The organism is Streptomyces flavofungini (genome assembly GCF_041028215.1).
In the GTDB taxonomy this organism is placed as follows: domain Bacteria; phylum Actinomycetota; class Actinomycetes; order Streptomycetales; family Streptomycetaceae; genus Streptomyces; species Streptomyces flavofungini_B.
Genome location: NZ_JASKYR010001048.1, coordinates 1 through 2,167 on the forward strand (window position 1 = coordinate 1; position 2,167 = coordinate 2,167).

The window sequence follows — 2,167 nt, forward strand, 5'->3', positions numbered from 1 at the left end:
GGGCGGGCCCCGGGCAGGGGCGGGTCCCGGAAAGGGCATGTCCCGGACAGAGGAAAGCCCCGGACAGGGTGAGTCCGGGCAAGGGCGGCCTTCGGGCAGGGTGAGTCCGGACAGAGGCGGGCCCCGGACAGAGGCGAGTCCCGGGCAAGCGCGGGCCTTAGACAAGAGCGAGTCCGGGCAAGGGCGGCCCCCGGACAGGGCGAGTCCCGGACAGGACATGTCCCGGACAGGGGCCAAGACCCGGGCAGGGTCGAGTCCGGCTAGTGCTAGCGCTTGCGCTTCTTGCGGGATGGGTTGCCCGTCCTGCGCTGGGTGCGCTTCGCGTACTGCTCGCGCGCCTCCTCGTACTCCTTGCGGTGCAGGCTCTCGCCCGGGGCCTCCGTCAGGGAGCGGAAGAAGTAGGCGAGCAGCGTGCCGACGAAGCCGATCGTCAGCAGGCCGCGCATGGAGGCCTGGGACGCCGGGTCGTGGCGCTTGGTGAACCCCTCCCACGTGCGGCGGAAGGCGATCGCGCTGCAGATCGCGAACATCACGACGACGAGCAGGCTCACGAACGAGCCCACGTCCGCGATGGTCAGCCCCTCGTACGCGAAGCGCAGCACGAAGCAGCCCGCCGCCGCGGCGAGCAGGGACCCGGCGGCGAGACCGGCCCGGCGGGCGCCGTAGCCGCCGTCGTGGGCGACCCAGGTCGTCCCGAAGAAGCGGATCGGCTCGGGCTGCGGGCCGGGCGCGGTGCCGGAGCCGCCCGCGCCAGGAGCGTCAGGAGCACCAGGAACGGCAGGAGTGCCAGGAGTGCCAGAGGTGCCAGGGGTGCCAGATGTGCCGGATTCTTCGCTCACCGTTTGATTATCGCCCGGGGCGGCCGGGTCGCCGGAGGCGAGGCCGTGCCGGGGCAGAACACCCGTACCGGCACAAGCGCCTCCCCCGCCTCCACGCTCCCGTCACCTCACCATCACCCCCGCTTCACGCACTCTCGCCGTACGCGCCCTATTCGTCCCCCTCCTTGTCCTCCCGTACCGTCCGGCGGTTAGTTTGGGCTGGGTAAGGCGCAGGTGTGGCGGGAGAGCACGGGGGAGGTAATGGACATGTCGCTCCGTGGAGGAGACCCGGAGGAGATCGGCGGTTATCCGCTGGAGGCGCGGCTCGGTTCGGGCGGCATGGGGACCGTCTTCCTGGGCCGTTCGGCATCCGGGCGGCCGGTGGCGATCAAGCTGATCCACCAGCAGTTCGCGGACGACGACGAGTTCCGTATCCGCTTCCGGCAGGAGGTGGCCGCGGCCAGGCGGGTCAGCGGCGCCTTCACCGCGGCCGTGATCGACGCCGATCCGGAGGCCGCGCACCCGTGGATGGCCACCACGTTCATCGAGGGCCCCACGCTCGCCCAGCGCATCGCCCAGCAGGGCCCGATCGGCGGTCCCGAGCTGCGCAGGCTGGCCATCGGGCTGACCGAGGCGCTGCGGGACATCCACCGGGCCGGTGTCGTGCACCGGGACCTCAAGCCGTCCAACGTGGTCCTCTCCCCCGAGGGCCCCCGCGTCATCGACTTCGGCATCTCCCGCGCGGCGGACCAGCAGACGCTGACGATGACGGGCCGGGTGATCGGCACACCGCCCTTCATGTCGCCGGAGCAGTTGCAGGCGCCGCGCGGCGTCGGGCCGCGCTCCGACGTCTTCTCGCTCGGCACCCTGCTCGTCTACGCGGCGACCGGGCAGGGCCCCTTCGACGCGGACAGCCCCTATATGACGGCGTACCAGGTGGTGCACGAGGCCCCGTCGCTCGGTGCCGTGCCGGACGCGCTGCTGCCGGTGGTCGAGCCCTGCCTCGCCAAGGACCCCGACGAGCGGCCCTCCGCCGACGAGCTCCTCGTACGTCTGCGGGACCTGCCCGCCGACCTCGGGGGCGCGGTGGAGGGCGCCGCCGCTCCGCGCCGCACCCGGGAGACCGACACCCAGCACCACCTGGTCACGGACGACACCACGCCCGTACCCACCGCCACCGCGACCGCCACCGCCGGGGCGGCGGAGGGAGAGGCCCCGCGCCGTCCGCGCCGCCGTCTGCGCTCCGCGCTCGCCGCGGTCGTCGCCGTCGCGGCGATCGGGGGCGGGGTCGCGCTGCTGCGGGCCGGGGACTCCGGCAAGGGCGGCGGTCCCGACGGGCAGGAGCGCAC

Annotated in this window: 2 protein-coding genes; one reads left to right on the plus strand and one right to left on the minus strand. The window is 73.5% G+C overall.

What is annotated here, in order from left to right; all coding sequences use genetic code 11:
• Positions 1-266: 266 nt before the first annotated feature.
• Positions 267-839 (minus strand): EamA/RhaT family transporter, encoded by a 573-nt coding sequence (locus AB8Z36_RS38210; RefSeq protein WP_440582116.1) that lies wholly within the window; start codon positions 837-839, stop codon positions 267-269.
• A 246-nt stretch (positions 840-1,085) separates the two neighbouring features.
• Between AB8Z36_RS38210 and AB8Z36_RS38215 the strand changes: the two genes are divergently transcribed.
• A partial coding sequence (locus AB8Z36_RS38215; protein WP_369217968.1) for a serine/threonine-protein kinase occupies positions 1,086-2,167 on the plus strand: 1,082 nt, incomplete at its 3' end.